We start from the raw sequence: 16,165 nt of genomic DNA on the forward strand, positions 1-16,165 counted from the left end.
ATCACAGAACGTATGCAACCCACTGCGCGTGCTTGCGTCAAGTGACGGCGGTATGCGGCGCAGCCGCAGTCTCCACCCGGGCTACTGAAACCGGCGCGGACGGACCGGCGGCGGGCAGCGACCGTCGCTGCCCGCCGTCCGGATCCGGCACGTCCGTGCGGATCTCACCTCACCGGCCTGCGGAGTGCCGCCCGGAGGCCACGCCGTCCGCGGGCGGCGCGGCGGGCAGCAGAGGCGTGGTCCGCCCCCGTCCGGCTCCGGTCAGGTCAGAGCGGGCTCTGGATCTGGGCGGGGGCGGCGGCCGGGGCTACCGTGATCCCGCTCTTCGCCCGGCGTCCGCGCTTCTCGATCCAGGTGGCGAGCGCCGAGAGGAGCAGGCACATGGCCAGATAGATGGCGCCGATGACGACGATCGTGGAGACGTACGGGTACTGCCCGTCGACCGGCGTGTTGCTGGCGATCAGCCGTGCGGTCGCGAGCAGCTCCGGATAGAGAATGATGTAGCCGAGCGAGGTGTCCTTCAGGGTGACCACCAGCTGGCTGATGATGGTCGGCAGCATCGCCCGGATGGCCTGCGGCATCAGCACCGTCGCCACGACCTGCGACTTCCGCATGCCCAGGGCGTACGCGGCCTCGCGCTGCCCCTTCGGTACGGAGTTGATGCCGGCCCTGAGCACCTCGGCCTGTACACAGCCGTTGTAGACCGCGAGTCCCAGCGCCAGCGCCCACATCGAGTAGTCGGTGAGGAACCCGACCCAGATCGCGTAGATGGTGATCAGCAGCGGGAGGGAGCGGAACAGCTCGATGAAACCGGTCGCCAGCCACCGCACGGGGCGGTGGTCCGAGAGCCGGCCGACGACCAGCACCACGCCAAGGACCAGCGATCCCGCCGCGCCCAGCGCGAACGCCTTCAGCGTGGCGACGACTGCGTCGGCGATGTTCGTGCGGATGCCGCTGTAGTTGAAGATGTCCCACATACCGCCGTCGAGGTCCCCCTTGCTGGAGAGACGTACGACGGCGACGACGATCAGCGCGACGATGGCCGCACTGCCGAGGACCGAGTAGATCCGGTTGCGTACGACGGCCTTGGGGCCGGGTGCGTCGTAGAGCACGCTGGCACTCATCGGGCGACCTCCATACGGCTCTCGACGAGGCGGAAGATGCCGCTGATCGCGAAGGTGATGATCAGGTAGCCGATGGCGACCCAGATGAAGATGGGGATGATTCCGTACCCGAGGTCACTCATGGCCTTCTGCCAGCCGAAGAGTTCGGTGACGCTGAAGGCGCCCGCGATCGCCGAGTTCTTGGTGAGCGCGATGATGATGCTGCTCAGCGGGGCGATGACGGTCCGGGTGGCCTGGGGGAGCACGATCATCCGCAGGGTCTGGGAGAAGCTCAGACCGAGCGAGCGGGCCGCCTCGGCCTGGCCCAGCGGGACCGTGCCGATACCGGACCTGATGGCCTCGCAGATGAACGACGAGGTGTAGAAGCCGAGCGCGAGCGAGGCCAGGAGGAAGGGGCTCATGCCCGGGAAGAAGATCTCGGGGACCACGAAGGTGGCGACGAGGAAGAGCAGAGTCAGGGGGGTGTTCCGCAGGATGGTGACCCAGGCCGTCCCGAAGAACCGCAGCGGCGGCACGGGCGAGACCCGGAAGCCGGCGATGACGGTCCCGAGGACACAGGCGAGCACCGTGCTGATGACGGTGATCTCCAGGGTTCCTATGAAGCCGTCGCGGAACGCCGAGAAGTGGTCGAGAAGTACGTTCATGAGGTCTCCGCGTCGGCGGGCAGCAGCTGGAAGACAGGGGGCGTGGCGCCCCGTACCGCAGTACGGGGCGCTTCAGCGCTTACGGACCGGCAGGGCCGGCGGACCACTGGGGGATGCCGGTCCGCTGCGCCGGGTGGATCAGTAACGCTCGACGGCCGGCGGGGCGACGTACGACGAGCCGGAGAGACCCAGGGTGGCGTCGTAGATCTTCTTGTACGTGCCGTCCTTGACGTGCTTCTCCAGGGCCGAGTCCATGAAGTCACGCAGCGCCTTGTCGCTCTTGTTCATACCGATGCCGTAGGGCTCCTCGGTGAACGGCTTGCCGACCACCTTGAGGTTCTTCGAGTTCTGGGCCGCGTACCCCTTGAGGATCGCGTCGTCCGTGGTGACCGCGTCGACCTGCTTCGTCAGCAGCTCCTGCACGCAGTCGGAGTACTTCGCGAGCTCGGTGGTCTTCGCGCCGTACTTCGGCTTCTCGATCTCCGCGAGCGGGGTGGAACCCTTGATCGAGCAGACCTTCTTGCCCTTCAGGGTCTCCGGACCCGTGATGGTCTTCTCGTCCTTGCGGACCAGCAGCGAGGCGCCCGCCTTGTAGTAGGGGCCGGCGAACCCGACGAGCTTCTTGCGCTCGTCGTTGATCGAGTAGGTGCCGACGAAGTAGTCGACCTGGCCCTTAGAGATGGCGGTCTCACGGATACCGGAGTCCACGGTCTTCCACTCGATCTGGTCCTTCGAGAAGCCCAGGTCCGCAGCGAGCATCCGGGCGACCTCGACGTCGAAGCCGGAGCGCTCCTTGGTCGACTGGTCCTCGAAGCCGAGGTAGGGCTGGTCGGCCTTCGCGCCGATCACCAGCTTGCCGCGCTTCTTGGCCGCCTTGAACGTCGGGGAGTCCAGGGAGACGTTCTTGGCCACGGTGTACGCGGGAAGCTTTGGAGCGTCCGCCGCGCCGGGCTTGGCGGCACCGTTGTCGCCTGCCGAACCGGACTTGCCGCCGCAGGCGGTACCGGTGAGAGCGAGCACTGCGATCGTCGCGAAGGCTGCGGACTTACGGAACTTCATGCTGAACATCCTCTATTTCGGCGCACGTTGGACGTCTGACTCGTCAGTGGTGAAGGATCTTCGAGAGGAAGTCCTTGGCGCGGTCACTGCGGGGGTTGCTGAAGAACTGGTCCGGGGCGGCCTCTTCGACGATCTTGCCGTCGGCCATGAAGACGACCCGGTTGGCCGCGGAGCGCGCGAAGCCCATCTCGTGGGTGACGACGATCATCGTCATGCCGTCGCGGGCCAGCTGCTGCATCACCTCGAGGACCTCGTTGATCATCTCGGGGTCGAGTGCCGACGTCGGCTCGTCGAAGAGCATGACCTTGGGGTCCATCGCCAGCGCCCGTGCTATCGCGACACGCTGCTGCTGGCCGCCGGAGAGCTGAGCGGGGTACTTGTCGGCCTGGGTCCCGACGCCCACCCGGTCCAGCAGCGCACGCGCCTTGTCCTCGGCGGCCTTCTTCTCGGTCTTGCGCACCTTGAGCTGGCCCAGCATCACGTTCTGCAGAACCGTCTTGTGTGCGAAGAGGTTGAACGACTGGAAGACCATGCCGACATCGGCACGCAGCCTGGCCAGTTCCCGGCCCTCGGCGGGCAGGGGCTTTCCGTCGATCGTGATGGCGCCGGAGTCGACTGTCTCCAGGCGGTTGATGGTGCGGCACAGTGTGGACTTGCCGGACCCCGAGGGCCCGATGACGACCACGACCTCGCCACGGGCGATGGTCAGGTCGATGTCCTGGAGCACGTGCAGCGCGCCAAAATGCTTGTTGACGCTGCTCAGTACGACCAGGTCGTCCGAGACCGGCATAGAGTCTTCGGCGGGCTCGGCGGACTCGGTCACTGGCACTCCGCTCATCGGCTGTTCGCTCCGTCCTCCTCGACCGCGAGTGCGGTCTTGGTGGGAAGGACAGTAATGAGACGCTCCTACCAGCGTCATTACATCTGAGCGGAAATTGAGCATCACGATCTGGTTGCGCGTGGGCACGACCCGGACACGTCCGGTGAACGAGATCATGACCGGAGTACCGGGTGCATAACGGAACCCCCGCGGGAACCCGAACCCTCTTGACTGGTGCGGCGGCCATCGGCGTGGATGCCTGAGTACGGCGGAATTCCGGCCGGCACGGAACCGGCTCGTGGTGTCCGGGCGTACCCATGAGGAGAGGCCCGGAGGACGCACGGACGGGCGGGACGCACGGATGACAGAAGCGCGCACCACGGAAGGGGCTCATGAGACTGCTGCTCGTCGAGGACGACAACCACGTGGCCGCCGCCCTGTCCGCCGTGCTGGCACGGCACGGCTTCAAAGTCGTGCACGCCCGTAACGGCGAGGAGGCGTTGCGCTCGCTGCTGCCGGACGAGCAGGAACCCTTCGGCGTCATACTGCTCGATCTCGGCCTGCCCGACCTGGACGGATATGAGGTCTGCGGGAAGATCCGCAAGCGCACGGCGACCCCGGTGATCATGGTGACGGCCCGGGCCGATGTGCGCTCCCGCATCCACGGACTGAACCTCGGCGCGGACGACTACGTCGTCAAGCCGTACGACACGGGCGAGCTCCTCGCCCGGATCCATGCCGTCAGCCGGCGCAAGAGCGTAGGTGAGGACACCGGGGCGATCCCGGCCGCCGCCCTGCGGGTCGGCCCCGTCGAGATACAGCTCCCCAACCGGCGGGTCAGTGTGGAGGGCAGCGAGATCCAGCTGACCCGCAAGGAGTTCGATCTGCTGGCACTGCTCGCTCAGCGTCCCGGTGTCGTCTTCCGCAGGGAGCAGATCATCAGTGAGGTGTGGCAGACCAGCTGGGAGGGGACCGGCCGCACCCTTGAGGTGCATGTCGCCTCGCTGCGCTCCAAGCTGCATCTGCCCGCCCTCATCGAGACCGTGCGCGGCGTCGGCTACCGCCTCGTCGTCCCGGTCTGAGGCGCGTCCCGTACCGTGCGCGCGCGTCTGCTTCCGCTGCTCATCGTCCTCATGGCAGGAGTGCTGCTCGCGCTCGGCTTCCCGCTCGCGCTGAGCGTGGCCGCGGCCGCACAGCAGAAGGTGGTCGTCGACCGGATCGACGACACCGCGCGGATGGCCGAGGAGGCGCAGTTCGTCACCGAGATACCGGCGAGTGAGCAGGAGCGTCACGACACGCTCCAGGCGGAACTCGCCCGCTACGAGACGGTGTACGGCATCCGGGCCGGAGTCTTCTACCGCGACCGCATCGCCATGGCCGCGGCCCCGCAGTCCTGGACGGTGCCGGCCGGCGGCGAGGGCCGGATCGCCTTCGACGACGCGCTCGCGGGACGGCGCAGCAGGGACCCGGCGCAGATCTGGCCCTGGCAGCGCGGGCGGCTGATCGTCGCATCGCCCGTCGTCAGGAACGGTGATGTGATCGCGGTGGTGGTCACCGACTCGCCCACCGACCAGATGCGTGCGCGGACCCTCCGCGGCTGGCTGCTGATCGCCGCGGGGGAGGCGGGGGCGATGCTGCTCGCGGTGGGCGCCGCCTTCCGGCTCACCGGCTGGGTGCTGCTTCCGGTGCGGACGCTGGACGCGGCCACCCACGGCATCGCGACCGGGCAGATGAAGTCACGGGTCGCCCCCGGCGGGGGCCCGCCCGAACTGCGCCGCCTGGCAAGGTCGTTCAACGAGATGGCCGACAACGTCGAGGACGTGCTGGAGCAGCAGCGCGCCTTCGTCGCCGACGCGTCCCACCAGTTGCGCAACCCGCTCGCCGCGCTGCTGCTGCGGATCGAACTGCTCGCCTTCGAGCTCCCGGAGGGCAACGAGGAGATCGCCTCGGTGCGGACCGAAGGCAGACGCCTCGGCCAGGTCCTCGACGACCTCCTTGACCTGGCGCTGGCCGAGCACACCGCAGCGGAGCTGCGCCTCACCGACATCGCCGAGCTGGCTGCCGAGCGGGTCTCGGCCTGGCGTCCGGTCGCGGAGGCCAAGGGCGTCCGGCTCACCGAGGGGGGCGCCGCCGCGGTCACCGCCTGGGCCGACCCCGTGGCGCTCTCCAGTGCCCTGGACGCGGTGATCGACAACGCGCTGAAATTCACCCCCGAGGGCGAGGAGGTGAGGGTCGAGTCGGTGTCCCGGGGCGCCTCTTCGCAGATCACGGTCGCCGACGGCGGGCCTGGCCTCGGCCAGGACGAGCTCGCCCGGATCGGTGACCGCTTCTGGCGCAGCGGCCACCATCAGAACATCAAGGGCTCGGGCCTCGGCCTCTCCATCTCGCGCGCCCTGCTCGCCGCGGGCCGCGGTTCGATCACGTACGAGCAGAACGAGCCGCACGGGCTCCGGGTGACCGTGACGGTCCCGCGGACCGCGCCCGACCGGTAGGCGCGGCCGGTCGGCGCACCCGTCCGCATGCCCGCCGCGGTCCGCCCGCTCGCTCTCGCTCTGCCCTCACTCGGCCCACAGCGCCGGGGCCGCTGGTCAGGGCTTGACCGAGCGGTAGTAGCGCCGCGCGCCCTCGTCCAGCTTCAGCGGGTCCGTGTAGATCGCCGTCCGCACGTCGACCAGCTGCGCGGCGTGCACCTGCTGCCCGATCCGGTCACGGCTGCGGATCACACTGCGAGTGAAGCCCTCGGTCAGCTTCGGGTCCTCACGGTCGGTGGTGACCAGTACATTCGCAACCGCGAAGGTGGGCACCGGTGCGCCGTTCCTGGCCTGGCGGTAGGCGTCGGCCGGCATGACGGCCGAGCGGTAGTAGCGGGTGGTGCCGCCCGCGGCGTGCAGCCGGGTGACCAGGTCGTCGAGCGGGATCAGGCGGATCGGGTGGCGCGCGGCCAGATCGCGCACCGCGTCCGTCGGCAGCCCGCCCGACCAGAAGAACGCGTCGATCCTGCCCGCGGCCAGGAGATCCGGACTGGTGTCGATCCCCGCGGGCACCGCGGTGATGTCCTTCTCCGGGTCCAGCCCGGCGGCCCGCAGCGCACGGTCCGCTATCAGCCGCACACCGGACCCGGGCTGGCCCACGGCGACCCGTTTGTGCCGCAGATCCGCGGCGCGCCTGACGGTGGAACCGTCGTCGACGGCGAGCTGTACGTAGTCGTCGTACAGCCGCGCGCAGCCGCGCAGCCGGTCGGCGCCCGGCTTGCCGTCCTCGATGTACTTCGCGATTGCGTCAGCGGTCGCGATAGTGAAGTCGGCCTTGCCCGTCGCCACCCGTGCGAGGTTCTGCTGGGAGCCCTGGCTCGGCTGGAGGTGTATGTCCACGCCGGGCATGTCGTGGGCGAGGGTAGGGCTGAGCAGCTTCCCGTACAGCTGGTAGACGCCGGTGCGTACCCCTGTACTGAAGGTCACCGTCCCGTGCGGAGCGGTCCGGCCGATGGGCAGCAGCCACCACATCAGCAGCCCGGCGACCGCCAGCACGACCGCCGTCCCCTGGAGGGCGCGGCAGCGGAGGAAGCGGGTCGGTGCCTTGGACATGCGCGCGATCCTGCCAGCTCACGCCGTCCGCGAACAGGGGCGCAGGGCAGTGGAAGCGCGTCGTTGCCGGCCGGACCCCGGCTCATCCGGAATTAAGTGATCCGCTTCGCGGCTGTCACTATGGGCCGTTGATCACCGGTCGGCAGCCCGATTGCCGCTGGACCACGCCCCGGAGGACTGCAGTGACGTCGAGCCGAACTGTCGGAGAGATGATGTCGACGGATGTCGTGCGGGTGCAGCGGGGAACCTTCCTGAAGGAGATCGCCCGGCTGCTCACCGAACACCGGATCTCGGCGGTGCCCGTCGTGGACGCCGACGACCGGCCGCTCGGCGTGGTCTCCGAGGCCGATCTGCTCCGCAAGCAGCTGGGGCTGACCGCGTTGCTGCCCGCCGTCCGGCAGGATGCCGATCACCATGCCAAGACCGAAGCGACGACCGCGGAAGGGCTGATGACGAGCCCGGCGGTCGTCGCGCACCCGGACTGGACGATTGTCGAGGCGGGCTGGCTGATGCAGGCCAGGAGCGTCAAGCGGCTGCCCGTCGTCGACGACACCGGCCGGCTGGCCGGGGTGATCAGCCGCAGCGATCTCCTGCAGGTATTCCTGCGCCGCGACCGCGCGATCCAGGAGGAAGTACTCGAAGGTGTCCTGACCCGGACCCTGGGGCTCTCCCCCTCCGCGATCACGGTGGACGTCAGTGACGGTCATGTCATGCTCAGCGGCGTCGTCGAGCGCCGGAGCGTGATTCCGGCAGCCGTACGGCTGTGCCGCGGAGTGGACGGAGTGGTCGACGTCTCCGAGCGGCTGCAGTACGACATCGACGACAGCGCCGGCGGGAGTTAGTCCTGTCCTGCCATGGCCTGCCCCGCCGTGCCCAGCCCGCCCGGCCATGCCCTGCCGGCCCAGTCGTGCCCGGCAGGAAGAGGCCGCCGTCCGGCCGGGGCGGGAGCTCCGTCCGCCACCGCCTACCCTGGTGACATGACCGCGCAGGACACCCTGAACCGAAGTTACGAGATCCGCACCTACGGCTGCCAGATGAACGTCCATGACAGCGAACGGCTGTCGGGACTCCTGGAGGACGCCGGATACGTCCGTGCGCCGCGGGACGCCGACGGGGACGCCGATGTCGTCGTCTTCAACACCTGCGCGGTGCGCGAGAACGCCGACAACAAGCTGTACGGCAACCTCGGCAGGCTCGCCCCGATGAAGACCAGGCGACCCGGTATGCAGATCGCTGTCGGCGGCTGTCTGGCCCAGAAGGACCGGGACACCATCGTCCGGCGGGCGCCCTGGGTCGACGTCGTGTTCGGTACCCACAACATCGGCAAGCTCCCGGTGCTGCTGGAGCGCTCACGCATCCAGGGCGAGGCCCAGGTCGAGATCGCCGAGTCGCTCGAAGCGTTCCCTTCGACGCTGCCGACCCGGCGCGAGAGCGCGTACGCGGCGTGGGTCTCGATCTCCGTGGGCTGCAACAACACCTGCACCTTCTGCATCGTGCCCGCGCTGCGCGGCAAGGAGAAGGACCGCAGGCCCGGCGACATCCTCGCCGAGATCGAGGCGCTGGTCGACGAGGGCGTCTCGGAGATCACGCTGCTCGGCCAGAACGTCAACGCCTACGGCTCCGACATCGGTGACCGCGAGGCCTTCTCCAAGCTGCTGCGCGCCTGCGGGAGGATCGAGGGCCTCGAGCGGGTCCGCTTCACGTCGCCGCATCCGCGCGACTTCACGGACGACGTGATCGCGGCGATGGCCGAGACGCCGAACGTGATGCCGCAGCTGCACATGCCGATGCAGTCGGGATCGGACACCGTCCTGAAGGCGATGCGCCGTTCCTACCGGCAGGAGCGCTTCCTCGGGATCATCGACAAGGTGCGCGCCGCGATCCCGCACGCCGCGATCTCCACCGACATCATCGTGGGCTTCCCGGGTGAGACCGAGGAGGACTTCCAGCAGACCATGCACGCGGTCCGTGAGGCGCGCTTCGCCCAGGCCTTCACCTTCCAGTACTCCAAGCGTCCAGGCACCCCGGCCGCGACCATGGAGGGCCAGGTCCCCAAGGAGGTCGTCCAGGAGCGCTACATGCGGCTCTCGGCGCTCCAGGAGGAGATCTCGTGGGCGGAGAACAAGACCCAGGTCGGCCGCACGCTCGACGTCATGGTGGCCGAGGGTGAGGGGCGCAAGGACGGTGCGACGCACCGGCTCTCCGGGCGCGCGCCCGACAGCAGGCTGGTGCACTTCACCAAGCCCGGCACCGAGGTGCGCCCCGGTGACGTGGTGACGGTGGAGATCACGTATGCCGCGCCCCACCACCTGCTCGCCGAGGGGCCGGTCACCGCCGTACGGCGCACGCGGTCCGGGGACGCCTGGGAGAAGCGCACCGCCGCCGCGACGGCCAAGCCCGCAGGCGTGATGCTCGGGCTCCCGGGCATCGGCGCACCGGCCGCGGTACCCGCCGCAGCCGGGGGCTGTGGCTGCGACTAGAGGTCACGTGACCCGGTCGGCGTCCGGTTCCGGGGCCCCGGACCCCGTCCGGGCCGCCCTCCCCGCGGACTAGGCTGTGGATCATGCTCGTAGCCGCCGCCGTATGCCCGTGTCCGCCCCTGCTCGTGCCCGAGGTGGCCGCCGGGGCGGCGCCCGAACTCGACGCTGCGAGGGCTGCCTGCCTCGACGCCGTCGGAGTGCTCGCCGCCGCCCGTCCTGATCTGCTGATCGCCGTGGGGCCCGCGGACGAGGCCGGCCGGGGAGCACACCCCGAAGGGGCCTCCGGCTCGTTCAGCGGCTTCGGCGTGGACCTCCGGGTACGGCTTGGCACGTCGGACACCGGCAGCGGACGGGACCTGCCGCCGTCACTTTCGGTGGCCGCCTGGCTGCTGAGCCGCGCCGAGTGGGCCGCCTCACCGGTCGAGGGGCTGGGCGTCGGGGAGCCGCTGGAGCCGGAACGCTGTATTGCGGCGGGACGGGAGCTGTCGGCCCGCGCCGCCCGGGTCGCCCTGCTGGTGATGGGGGACGGGAGCGCCTGCCGCACTCTGAAGGCGCCCGGGTACCTCGATGAGCGCGCCGCCGCCTTCGACGCCGCTGCCGCACGCGCACTGTCCACGGCGGACGTGGCCGCGCTGCAAGCGCTGGACGCCCCGCTGGCATACGAACTGAAGGCCGCGGGCCGTGCGCCCTGGCAGGTCCTCGCGGGAGCCGCGGAGGGCGCTGAGCCCGGCGGGCAGCTGCTCTACGACGACGCCCCGTACGGAGTCGGGTACTACGTCGCCGCGTGGTCCTGAGCGGACGCGCGGACTGCCCCGTGCCCGCACCGGGCAGCGCCCGAGGGCGGGCTGTACGTGAGGGGCGTGCCCGGCACGGTGTTGTCGTCCCGGGGACACGGCGGGCGGTCGCGGAGCCCGGCTCCGCGACCGCCCGCCGTTCTGTGCCGGATCCGTTCTGTGCCGGATCCGTTCTGTGCCGGATCAGGGAGCGGTGGGCGGCTTGGCAGTGCCGCCGCCATCCTTGTGCGACAGGCGTTCCAGGGCTTCCTTGGCCTTGCCGGTGCCCGATTCGATCTTGTCGCTGTACTTGCCATTGGTCCGGGCGTCGACCGTGTGGGCCGCCTTGTCCAGGCCCTCGCCGATCTTGCCCCCGTGCTGCTGCGCGAGATCGGAGACCTTGTCCTTGGCCGGTCCGAGCTTGGCTTTCACGTTGTCCAGGAATCCCATGGCATACCTACTTCCCTACGGAGGGCGTTCTACTTGCGAACGCCCTCACCGGCTTCGTTGTCGGCGGCGGCTGCCGCCGACTGCTGGCGCGGGATCTCCACGCCCTCGGTGGCACCGGCCGCCGCGTCCTGCGCGGGTGCGTCAGCCGCGGACTCGGCGGTCAGCTCCTCCGGGGTCGCGGCCGGGGCCGGGTCGGCGGCCGGCGCGGGATCAGGGGACTGCCCCCCAGCCGGCTCCGGGCCGTCGGCCTGGGTGTCCGGGGCCGGCTCCTCGATGGCGTCCTTGGTCTTGCGGCGAAACACTGCAAAAATACCCATATTCACTCCATAACGTACTCGTGTGAGCGAAATTCCTCGCCCCCCGGAGCGCCTGATTGCGCCGGCCGGGGCCACCGGTCGAAAAGCCGTCGGCCGGAACCTCGGAAGAGGAAACGAATCCGGGCGCCCGCCCGTCACGTAACTCATTCGGGGACAGGCCTCCGGGTTTGCGAGACTGGGGCCGTGAGAAGTGCAGCTCCCGCAGCGCGGGTCATCGCCGTCGTCGGCCCCACCGCGGCCGGAAAGTCCGATCTGGGCGTTGCCATCGCCCGGCATTTCGGCGGCGAGGTCGTCAACGCCGACTCCATGCAGCTCTATGAAGGGATGGACATCGGAACCGCCAAGCTGACGCTCGAAGAGCGCGGCGGTGTCCCGCACCACCTCCTCGGCATCTGGAGCGTGACCGAGGCGGCCAACGTCGCCGAGTACCAGAAGCTCGCCCGTGCGGAGCTGGACCGGCTGCTCGCAGCCGGCCGGATGGCGGTCCTGGTGGGGGGCTCCGGGCTCTATGTCCGGGGCGCCATCGACGCGCTGGAGTTCCCCGGCACCGACCCCGCCGTGAGGGCGCGGCTGGAGGAGGAGCTGGAACGGCGCGGTCCCGGGGTGCTCCACGCCCGGCTGGCCGCGGCCGACCCGGATGCGGCCGTGGCGATCCTGCCCGGCAACGGCCGCAGGATCGTCCGGGCCCTTGAGGTGATCGAGATCACCGGAAAGCCCTTCACCGCCAACCTCCCGGGCCCCGACCCCGTCTACGACGCGGTGCAGATCGGCGTCGGCGTCGCCCGCCCCGAGCTGGACGAGCGCATCACCACACGCGTCGACCGGATGTGGGACGCCGGCCTGGTGGACGAGGTCCGCGCTCTTGAGGCCCGGGGGCTCCGGGAGGGGCGCACGGCGTCGCGCGCCCTCGGGTACCAGCAGGTACTCGCGTCCCTCGCGGGGGCGTGTACGGACGACGAGGCGCGCGCCGAGACCGTACGCGCCACAAAACGCTTCGCGCGCCGCCAGGACTCCTGGTTCCGCCGGGATCCGCGGGTGCACTGGCTCAGTGGCGGGGAGGCCGACCGGGCGGAACTTCCCGGGCAGGCGATGGCGTTGGTCGAACGGGCGGTCACAGCCTGATCACGTGATGGCATCGGGACGCTCAGCCCGTCAGTTAGCGGTCGGAGGGCGTGCCATCATCGATCTGCGATCGACAGTGGAGTCCGAGTGGGGAGGGCGTGTGGCGATGGAGGCCGGCCCTCGCGACAGCGAACCCGACGCGCAACACGCCGGCGGCCTGGTCCACGGCAGCCTGGGGCTCCCCGGTGAGGCACCGCGGCTCAGCCCCGACGGCCCCGACGCGCTGGACACCCCCGAGGTGGCTCCCGAGGTCGAGGTCGAGCTGCGGCCGCAGCGCAGACTGCGTATCTGGCAGCTTGCCCCGATCGTGGTGCTGGCGGCCGTCGGATCCCTGATGTTCGCGTTCCCGCTCGCCTTCGAGTTCGGCGACGGCGGCCCCGTGGTCGCCATGCTCGGGCTGCTGATCAGCTGCTGCGCCGCGGGATGGGGCATGATGGCCGCCCGCCGCGTCGGCTACACCTGGCCGGGGCTGCCCGTCAGAGGCTCGGGGGTGCGGCCGGACTGGCGCATCGTCGCCCTCTACGTCGTCGCCTTCGGTGTGATCGTGGCGCTCGCCGTGGGTCGCGTGGCCCGGCTCCGCTGAGCCCCACCCCTCCGCCCGGACCGGCATCCACCTCGTAGGATGGCAGGGTGACCACCGCACAGATCGCCTTCCTCAAGGGCCACGGGACCGAGAACGACTTCGTGATCGTCCCCGACCCGGACAACGTCATCGACCTGCCCGCAGCCGCGGTCGCCGCGCTCTGCGACCGCCGGGCGGGCATCGGTGGCGACGGTCTCCTGCGGGTCGTACGGTCCGCCGCGCACCCGGAGGCCCAGGAGCTGGCCGGCGAGGCGGAGTGGTTCATGGACTACCGCAACAGCGATGGCTCCGTCGCCGAGATGTGCGGCAACGGCGTCCGCGTCTTCGCCCACTACCTGCAGCGTGCCGGACTGGTGGACGACGGGGACCTCGCCGTCGCGACGCGCGGCGGGGTGAAGCGCGTGCACCTCGCCAAGAACGGCGACATCACCGTCTCCATGGGCCGGGCCGTGCTCCCCGCAGCCGGAGTGACCGTCACGGTCGGCGACCGGGCCTGGCCGGCGCTGAACGTGAACATGGGCAACCCGCACGCCGTCGCCTTCGTCGAGGACCTGGCGCACGCCGGGGATCTGCTCTCCGTACCGCAGTTCGCCCCGGCGTCCGCCTACCCGGACGGCGTCAACGTGGAGTTCGTGGTGGACCGCGGTGAACGCCACGTCGCCATGCGGGTGCACGAGCGCGGCTCGGGCGAGACCCGCTCCTGCGGCACCGGAGCCTGCGCCGTCGCCGTCGCGGCGGCCCGCAGGGACGGCATCGACCCGGCGCTCACCGGCGAGGCCGTCACGTACACGGTGGACCTGCCCGGCGGGCGTCTGCAGATCACCGAGCTGCCGGACGGCGACATCGAGATGACGGGTCCCGCGGTGATCGTCGCCGAGGGCACGATCGACGGCGTATTCCAGGAAACGGCCCTCTCCTAGACTTCGCTCGAATGGGTGATCCGTTTCACGCTGGGCGGGAGCGGGCGGGCACCGCGTGGTGGGCTCGGTAGCATCAAGCACCGGCCCGGAGCGCCCAGTCGCAGCCAGCCCACCGCCGGTCGACACTGCCGGAGGTGCCATGAGTGCAGAGGCCGCCAGCCCCAACGGTGCGTCCCCGGAGATCCGTCCGGTGGACAATCCGGGCCGCAGACGCGGTCGCGCCAGGATCGACCTGCGCAGACTGGGCCGCGCCGCGCTGTTCGGCCCCGCCTCCCGCAGCGGCCTGCCCGATGCCATCGGCCATGTCGCCGAGGCCCACCGGGCGCACTTCCCGGACGCCGATCTCGCGGTCCTGCGGCGGGCCTACGTCCTGGCCGAGACATCCCACCGCGGTCAGATGCGCAAGAGCGGCGAGCCCTACATCACGCATCCGCTCGCCGTGACGCTGATCCTCGCCGAACTGGGCGCCGAGACGACGACCTTGACCGCTTCGCTCCTCCACGACACCGTCGAGGACACCGAGGTGACACTCGATCAGGTGCGGGAGGGCTTCGGCGACGAGGTCTGCTACCTGGTCGACGGCGTCACCAAACTGGAGAAGGTCGACTACGGGGCCGCCGCCGAGCCCGAGACCTTCCGCAAGATGCTCGTGGCCACCGGCGACGACGTCCGCGTCATGTCGATCAAACTCGCCGACCGGCTGCACAACATGCGCACGCTCGGCGTGATGCGTCCCGAGAAGCAGGCCAGGATCGCCAAGGTCACCAGCGACGTACTGATCCCGCTGGCCGAACGGCTGGGGGTGCAGGCGCTCAAGACCGAGCTGGAGGACCTGGTCTTCGCGATCCTGCACCCGGCGGAGTACGAGATCACCCGTGCCCTCATCGCGGCCCAGGACGCAGGCGCCGACCCGCTCCCCACCATCGCCGAGGACGTCAGAAGGGTACTGAGGGAAGCAGGGATCGCCGCCGAAGTCCTCATCAGGCCACGCCACTTCGTCTCGGTGCACCGGGTCAGGATGAAACGCGGAGAGCTCTGCCCCACCGACTTCGGCCGGCTCCTGGTGCTCGTCGGCGAGGAAGCCGACTGCTACGGCGTCCTGGGTGAGCTGCACACCTGTTTCACCCCGGTGATCTCCGAGTTCAAGGACTTCATCGCCTCGCCCAAGTTCAACCTGTACCAGTCGCTGCACACGGCCGTCGCCAGCGGGGGCGGAGATGTCGCCGAAGTCCTCATCCGCACCCACCTGATGCACAAGATCGCCGAGGCGGGGGTCGTCGCGCTGGGCAATCCGTATGTACCGCTCGACGGCGCGCGGTCCGCCGTCGTCCCCCGCGCCGCCGTCGGCACGGCGGAAGGCGAGCGCGTCGACCCCTCGCGCCCCGGCTGGCTCTCCCGGCTCCTCGAATGGCAGGAATCCGCCCCCGACCCCGACACGTTCTGGTCCACCCTCCGCGCCGACCTCGCCCAGGACCGGGAGATCACCGTCTTCCGGGCCGACGGCGGCACTCTCGGCCTGCCCGCAGGGGCGAGCTGTGTGGACGCGGCCTACGCGCAGCACGGCGAGCGAGCGCACTCCTGTATCGGCGCCCGGGTCAACGGGCGCCTGGCCACACTCAGTACGGTGCTCAGCGACGGCGACACCGTCCAGTTGCTGCTCGCCGAGGACACCATGTCCGGGCCCTCACCCGACTGGCTCGGCCATGTGCGGACCCCCGGCGCGCGCATCGCCATCACCGGCTGGCTGGACGCGCACCCGGAAGGTACGGCCGTACCGGCGGCGGCGCCCCGGTCGAGTGTCTCGGCGACCGGCGGAGCGATGCGCAGGGCGGCCGCCGGAGCCGTCGTGGCCGTGCCGCACGCGACGGTACGGCTGGCAGGCTGCTGTACGCCGGTGCCGCCCGACGCCGTCACCGGCTTCACCGTGCGCGGCGGGGCCGTCACCGTCCACCGTGCGGGATGTCCCTCGGTGGCCCGGATGCTGTCCCTGGGACGGCCCCCCGTCGAGGTGAACTGGGGTGAGACCGGGGACTGCAGGGTCACCCTCGTCGCCGAGGCCTTCGGACGGCCGCAGCTCTTCGCCGACCTCACCGAGGCCATCGCCACGGCAGGAGCCGCGGTCGTCTCGGCCACCGTGGAGCCACCGTCCGAGCAGCGGGTACGCCACACCTACACCCTGCAACTGCCCGACGCCGCCGGGCTCCCCGCCCTGATGCGCACCATGCGCGATGTGCCGGGTGTCTACGACGTGAGCCGCGCCCAGCATCCGGCCACCGCCTGACCACACGT

At 70.3% G+C, this 16,165-nt stretch carries 16 protein-coding genes; 9 read left to right on the plus strand and 7 right to left on the minus strand.

The window, feature by feature from the left end:
* Positions 1-266 precede the first annotated feature (266 nt).
* The 4 genes from OG917_RS25790 to OG917_RS25805 form a co-directional block, all read right to left on the minus strand.
* Positions 267-1,124, minus strand: coding sequence for an amino acid ABC transporter permease (locus tag OG917_RS25790; protein ID WP_328319987.1), 858 nt, complete (start codon positions 1,122-1,124; stop codon positions 267-269).
* Entirely contained in the window at positions 1,121-1,768 is a 648-nt protein-coding gene (locus OG917_RS25795) for an amino acid ABC transporter permease (protein WP_328319989.1), read from the minus strand. The genes OG917_RS25790 and OG917_RS25795 overlap by 4 nt, the downstream gene beginning before the upstream one ends.
* 138 nt (positions 1,769-1,906) lie before the next feature.
* Positions 1,907-2,827 carry a glutamate ABC transporter substrate-binding protein gene (locus tag OG917_RS25800; RefSeq protein ID WP_328319990.1) on the minus strand — a complete coding sequence of 307 codons (921 nt, stop codon included), beginning with the start codon at positions 2,825-2,827 and terminating at the stop codon, positions 1,907-1,909.
* A 43-nt stretch (positions 2,828-2,870) separates the two neighbouring features.
* Entirely contained in the window at positions 2,871-3,617 is a 747-nt protein-coding gene (locus OG917_RS25805; RefSeq protein WP_443059102.1) for an amino acid ABC transporter ATP-binding protein, read from the minus strand.
* A gap of 422 nt (positions 3,618-4,039) precedes the next feature.
* Here OG917_RS25805 and OG917_RS25810 point away from each other — a divergent pair, with 422 nt between their 5' ends.
* Positions 4,040-4,729 (plus strand): response regulator transcription factor, encoded by a 690-nt coding sequence (locus OG917_RS25810; RefSeq protein WP_328319992.1) that lies wholly within the window; start codon positions 4,040-4,042, stop codon positions 4,727-4,729.
* Between the two features lie 15 nt (positions 4,730-4,744).
* Positions 4,745-6,139, plus strand: coding sequence for a sensor histidine kinase (locus tag OG917_RS25815; RefSeq protein ID WP_328319993.1), 1,395 nt, complete (start codon positions 4,745-4,747; stop codon positions 6,137-6,139).
* Positions 6,140-6,235: 96 nt separating this feature from the next.
* On the opposite strand, the gene OG917_RS25820 is transcribed toward OG917_RS25815, so the two are convergent.
* Positions 6,236-7,231, minus strand: coding sequence for a TAXI family TRAP transporter solute-binding subunit (locus OG917_RS25820; RefSeq protein WP_328319995.1), 996 nt, complete (start codon positions 7,229-7,231; stop codon positions 6,236-6,238).
* Positions 7,232-7,440: 209 nt separating this feature from the next.
* Here OG917_RS25820 and OG917_RS25825 point away from each other — a divergent pair, with 209 nt between their 5' ends.
* From OG917_RS25825 to OG917_RS25835, 3 genes are all read left to right on the plus strand, one after another.
* A complete protein-coding gene (locus OG917_RS25825) occupies positions 7,441-8,073 on the plus strand; it encodes a CBS domain-containing protein (RefSeq protein WP_328319997.1) in 633 nt (210 codons plus the stop codon).
* A 135-nt stretch (positions 8,074-8,208) separates the two neighbouring features.
* The gene (gene miaB, locus OG917_RS25830) at positions 8,209-9,711 is read left to right on the plus strand and encodes a tRNA (N6-isopentenyl adenosine(37)-C2)-methylthiotransferase MiaB (protein ID WP_328319999.1); all 1,503 of its coding nucleotides are present in this window, start codon (positions 8,209-8,211) and stop codon (positions 9,709-9,711) included.
* An 83-nt stretch (positions 9,712-9,794) separates the two neighbouring features.
* A complete protein-coding gene (locus OG917_RS25835) occupies positions 9,795-10,505 on the plus strand; it encodes a class III extradiol dioxygenase subunit B-like domain-containing protein (protein WP_328320002.1) in 711 nt (236 codons plus the stop codon).
* 183 nt (positions 10,506-10,688) lie between these two features.
* On the opposite strand, the gene OG917_RS25840 is transcribed toward OG917_RS25835, so the two are convergent.
* The gene (locus OG917_RS25840) at positions 10,689-10,934 is read right to left on the minus strand and encodes an antitoxin (protein WP_328320004.1); all 246 of its coding nucleotides are present in this window, start codon (positions 10,932-10,934) and stop codon (positions 10,689-10,691) included.
* A gap of 29 nt (positions 10,935-10,963) precedes the next feature.
* Positions 10,964-11,251 (minus strand): hypothetical protein, encoded by a 288-nt coding sequence (locus OG917_RS25845; RefSeq protein WP_328320007.1) that lies wholly within the window; start codon positions 11,249-11,251, stop codon positions 10,964-10,966.
* Positions 11,252-11,434: 183 nt separating this feature from the next.
* Between OG917_RS25845 and miaA the strand changes: the two genes are divergently transcribed.
* The 4 genes from miaA (at position 11,435) to OG917_RS25865 (ending at position 16,157) form a co-directional block, all read left to right on the plus strand.
* Complete coding sequence (gene miaA / locus OG917_RS25850; RefSeq protein ID WP_328320009.1) at positions 11,435-12,373, plus strand: tRNA (adenosine(37)-N6)-dimethylallyltransferase MiaA; 939 nt, start codon at positions 11,435-11,437, stop codon at positions 12,371-12,373.
* Between the two features lie 106 nt (positions 12,374-12,479).
* On the plus strand, positions 12,480-12,956 hold the full coding sequence (locus OG917_RS25855) for a hypothetical protein (RefSeq protein WP_328322182.1): 477 nt from the start codon (positions 12,480-12,482) through the stop codon (positions 12,954-12,956).
* 47 nt (positions 12,957-13,003) lie between these two features.
* The gene (gene dapF, locus OG917_RS25860) at positions 13,004-13,876 is read left to right on the plus strand and encodes a diaminopimelate epimerase (protein ID WP_328320011.1); all 873 of its coding nucleotides are present in this window, start codon (positions 13,004-13,006) and stop codon (positions 13,874-13,876) included.
* A gap of 139 nt (positions 13,877-14,015) precedes the next feature.
* Positions 14,016-16,157 (plus strand): RelA/SpoT family protein, encoded by a 2,142-nt coding sequence (locus OG917_RS25865; protein ID WP_328320013.1) that lies wholly within the window; start codon positions 14,016-14,018, stop codon positions 16,155-16,157.
* The last annotated feature ends 8 nt before the right edge of the window (positions 16,158-16,165 follow it).

The organism is Streptomyces sp. NBC_00388 (assembly GCF_036061255.1).
Taxonomy (GTDB): domain Bacteria; phylum Actinomycetota; class Actinomycetes; order Streptomycetales; family Streptomycetaceae; genus Streptomyces.